The following is a 1,890-nucleotide window of genomic DNA, read 5'->3' on the forward strand; positions in this document are numbered from 1 at the left end:
TCAAACTCTCAAATAAAAGTTGTCCATCGCTCAGCTAATCATTATCTGAATATCTGGCTTGGTTGTTTGTGTTTAATTCTTAATAAGAATTATGTTATATAAATTAACCTACTGTTTAATTTTCAAAGTTCATTTAAGCAACCATATTGGCGCTTTTCTATTTGTTTCAACTCATTTAGTTTAACAAAGTATATTTACTTTGTCAACTTTATTTTTTAAAGTTTTTATAAGTCGTTTGCCCTTTTCTTAAGGACAAGTAATACTATACCATCTACATTTTAATTGGTCAATACATTTTTTAAAACTTTTTACGTATTTTTATTTATTTTATTAAATACATATAATTTACTCGACCTTAAATATAGTCTTTTTAAAGTAGAATTCTACATTAATTTACCTCTATTTGAGTAGTCACGATGTATATCTTTGTCATATTCTAATTCTGCTGTAATCTTTACTGTGTGTCTATTTTCATTATATTTTATTTCTATATTGTTAAAACAAGCGTCATCTGAACTTCCTCTTAAGTAATTTCTTACTAACTCTTCACCTGATTTTAAATCTACATTATCATAAGTTGCAAAATATGCAGCTTCAGATACTTCTAGGGTCAAATTATACTTACCATTATCCAGCTTATTTCTCATTTCTCTTAAATTATCCATATTATTATACAGCTATAACTATTTGCTCTATATTTATATATTATCTATAGCTATATACTCCTCCTTACTATACTAATTTAAATTTTATTTAATTGTATATATTTAAACTTCCCATATATAGTATTTTTATTACATTAAAATATAATTTTATTCAATTTGAATTTTATAATCATAATACGCCTTACCTATTTGGTTATGATAATATAATATTGTATAAAATATTTTGGAGGTGTTCATGTACTTTTTTATTAGTTTCATTTTAATATCATATTATATATATTTAAAAATAGTTTATGGTGGTTTATCATTTAGCATTTTTTTTATATTTATTGCCGCTATATTAATTCTTTATGGCTTTCTAAAAAATCACATAAAAAAATTATTATTATTACATAAATTGATTAAGTATTCTACAGTTGCATCTATTTTAATATTTTTAGTACTAGAAGTATTTATTATATTTTATCCTAATTACAATGTTAGCTCTAATTGTGATTATATGATTATATTAGGTGCCTCTGTAAAAGGATCAACTCCTAGTATTACATTAAAAGGAAGATTAGATGCAGCCTTAGATTATTTAGAAGATACTAATGATGATTTATACATAGTCGTATCTGGTGGGCAAGGCAATGGAGAAAATATATCAGAAGCTTCTGCTATGAGAAACTATTTGATTCAAAATGGAGTAAGGGAAGATAAAATCATAATAGAAGATAAATCTACTAGTACATTTGAGAATTTTAGTTATTCTAAAGAAAAAATAGAAAATCATAGTTCTATTCAAATAGAATATCTAAATATAAAAGTCATTACAACTGATTTTCATACTTTTAGAAGCTCCATTATAGCAAAAAGAAATAACTATAAAAATGTAACTTTCTATTCAAGCAAATCATTACCTCAATTTATGCCTACATACTATACCAGAGAATTTTTTGCTTTAGTTAAAACTTTAGTTTTTGATAATTGATTTAATTATATTTTGAGGCACTTATCCTTAGTTTTAAAGTCAATATAATTTATATACGTAAAAAGAGTAGTAATGTATTTATAATCCTACATTGCTACTCTTTTTAGTTTGTACACAAAAAAAGATTACGTGGCTACGTCTTACTCTCCCAGGAGGTTGCCCCCCAAGTACCATCAGCGCTAAAGAGCTTAACTTCTGTGTTCGGAATGGGAACAGGTGTATCCTCTTTGCTATAATAACCACATAATCTTT

At 25.2% G+C, this 1,890-nt stretch carries 2 protein-coding genes and 1 rRNA gene; 1 reads left to right on the forward strand and 2 read right to left on the reverse strand.

Features of this window, described 5'->3' with window-relative positions:
- Positions 1–383: 383 nt before the first annotated feature.
- On the reverse strand, positions 384–665 hold the full coding sequence (locus ACRDBA_RS08595) for a hypothetical protein (RefSeq protein WP_438572512.1): 282 nt from the start codon (positions 663–665) through the stop codon (positions 384–386).
- Positions 666–900: 235 nt separating this feature from the next.
- Between ACRDBA_RS08595 and ACRDBA_RS08600 the strand changes: the two genes are divergently transcribed.
- The gene (locus ACRDBA_RS08600) at positions 901–1,638 is read left to right on the forward strand and encodes a YdcF family protein (protein WP_438572513.1); all 738 of its coding nucleotides are present in this window, start codon (positions 901–903) and stop codon (positions 1,636–1,638) included.
- A 127-nt stretch (positions 1,639–1,765) separates the two neighbouring features.
- On the opposite strand, the gene rrf is transcribed toward ACRDBA_RS08600, so the two are convergent.
- Positions 1,766–1,882, reverse strand: a 5S ribosomal RNA gene (gene rrf / locus ACRDBA_RS08605).
- Between the last annotated feature and the right edge of the window lie 8 nt (positions 1,883–1,890).

Origin of the sequence: Clostridium sp., assembly GCF_051654825.1 — a bacterium.
Taxonomy (GTDB): Bacteria; Bacillota; Clostridia; order Clostridiales; family Clostridiaceae; genus Clostridium.

What these genes read in the sequence shown, in the direction of transcription:
- ACRDBA_RS08595 (WP_438572512.1), bottom strand. Translation starts at nt 665, where the DNA reads ATGGATAATTTAAGAGAAATGAGAAATAAGCTGGATAATGGTAAGTAT.
- ACRDBA_RS08600 (WP_438572513.1), top strand. Translation starts at nt 901, where the DNA reads ATGTACTTTTTTATTAGTTTCATTTTAATATCATATTATATATATTTA.